The 1,923-nt window shown below is 34.2% G+C and carries 2 protein-coding genes; both read right to left on the reverse strand.

Translation table 11 applies throughout. The annotated features are described in order from the left end of the window. Window positions 1-44: 44 nt before the first annotated feature. Entirely contained in the window at window positions 45-1,226 is a 1,182-nt protein-coding gene (locus EGI31_RS14820; RefSeq protein WP_255037956.1) for an ATP-binding protein, read from the reverse strand. 315 nt (window positions 1,227-1,541) lie between these two features. Further along, window positions 1,542-1,923, reverse strand: a 382-nt coding sequence (locus EGI31_RS14825) for a DUF4143 domain-containing protein (protein ID WP_255037957.1), incomplete at its 5' end; no start/stop codon positions are given.

The following is a 1,923-nucleotide window of genomic DNA, read 5'->3' on the forward strand; positions in this document are numbered from 1 at the left end:
GTTTTAGACCGGTTACCGAATAATAAATTTGTGGGGAAGTTAACCTAAACAATGTTGCCTCCCCAAAACCACTCTTTAAAGTCTGAGCCAGGGGCATTTCGAGCTATTAACATAGGTTCATTAATTTCTAATTCCGAACAACGTTGCTTCAAAACTTTCAAATCTCTATCAGAAGGCGTTTCTTTAACCTCAATTCCGATACTCTCATTTAGTATAAAATCGATTTCTTGACCAGTTTTACGCTGGTAGTAGGCAACATTACCCTTTGCTTTCAATTGCAGAGCAATAATATTTTCAAAGACTTGACCACTACTTACTTGTGCTAAGATTTGGAGTACCCCAGTATCTGCAAAATACAACTTGGCTTGCCCCGATATTTCCTTGTCCTTGTTTTTAGTAAATGGTGGTACTCTATGTATGAAATAGGTGTATTCTAAGAGCTCTAGATAATCGTTAATTTTATTTCGATTAATACCCGAAATACTACTTAATTTACTTATATCTAGCCTGCTTCCCACCCTCGAGGCTAGCAATTGTATCAGCTTATATAATTCGTTGCTCATCTTAAAATCAGACAATAACTTAATATCCAATTCTATGTATGCATTGATTACATCTTTTAGATAGGCTACTTTATCTTCATTAGTTGTGGCCAATACTACCTCAGGGAATCCTCCAAATTGAATATATTCCTCATAAAGCGGTTTATACCTGGCATAAATAAATTCATTATATAAAATTTGATTTAAAGCGAGTATTTCTAGATTGGGCTGTCCTTTAAAAGTTAAAAATTCTTGAAACGTAAGTGGAAACATTTCGAAAATTCGTTTTCTACCTGCCAAACTTTCAGAAAAGTGATTTTTTAAATAATAAGAACTTGACCCAGTAAGTAAAAACTTTACGCCATAAGTGTCATAAAAATACTTGACAACACTTACAGATGTCGGGACTAATTGAATCTCATCTACAGCAATTACACACTCTTTTGTCAGGTCTAGTCCCAAACTTCTCAAGCCGCTTTCTATTGATGCATAAGATTTTTCTGAGAACAAAACTCTATTCTCAATCTTTTCAAGGTCTATGTAAGTTTTGTTTTGGTGATTAACCTCAGAAAGCAAAAATTTTAATGCCGTAGATTTCCCAACTCTTCTCAAGCCTGTGATTACGGTTATTTGTGGCTTCAGCAGATGCTGTTTTAGCTCTTTAAAGATTACTCTTTTATGCATAAATATTAACTATTTGCACAAATATAATGCAAAAAGTAATACTTTTTTATTAAATTAGACTTAAAAAATGAGATATTTTGGGCTGAAAATAGCATTGAAATGAATAAGCCAAAAGTATAAACCCACCGCATAAACCCCAGCGAAATTAGAAAGTCTATACATTTCAAGTGACTGAGCCTGAACACCTAAAGAAGCAAAAATTAAGCAGATAAAAGTAAATATTCTAATCATAAAAAAGTAGTATCGTGAACTCGCAAGATACTACTTTTGTGTTTTAGACCGGTTACCGAATAATAAATTTGTGGGGAAGTTAACCTAAACAATGTTGCCTCCCCAAAACCACTCTTTAAAGTCTGAGCCAGGGGCATTTCGAGCTATTAACATAGGTTCATTAATTTCTAATTCCGAACAACGTTGCTTCAAAACTTTCAAATCTCTATCAGAAGGCGTTTCTTTAACCTCAATTCCGATACTCTCATTTAGTATAAAATCGATTTCTTGACCAGTTTTACGCTGGTAGTAGGCAACATTACCCTTTGCTTTCAATTGCAGAGCAATAATATTTTCAAAGACTTGACCACTACTTACTTGTGCTAAGATTTGGAGTACCCCAGTATCTGCAAAATACAACTTGGCTTGCCCCGATATTTCCTTGTCCTTGTTTTTAGTAAATGGTGGTACTCTATGTATGAAATAG

Origin of the sequence: Lacihabitans soyangensis (assembly GCF_024343775.1) — a bacterium.
Lineage (GTDB): Bacteria > Bacteroidota > Bacteroidia > Cytophagales > Spirosomataceae > Leadbetterella > Leadbetterella soyangensis.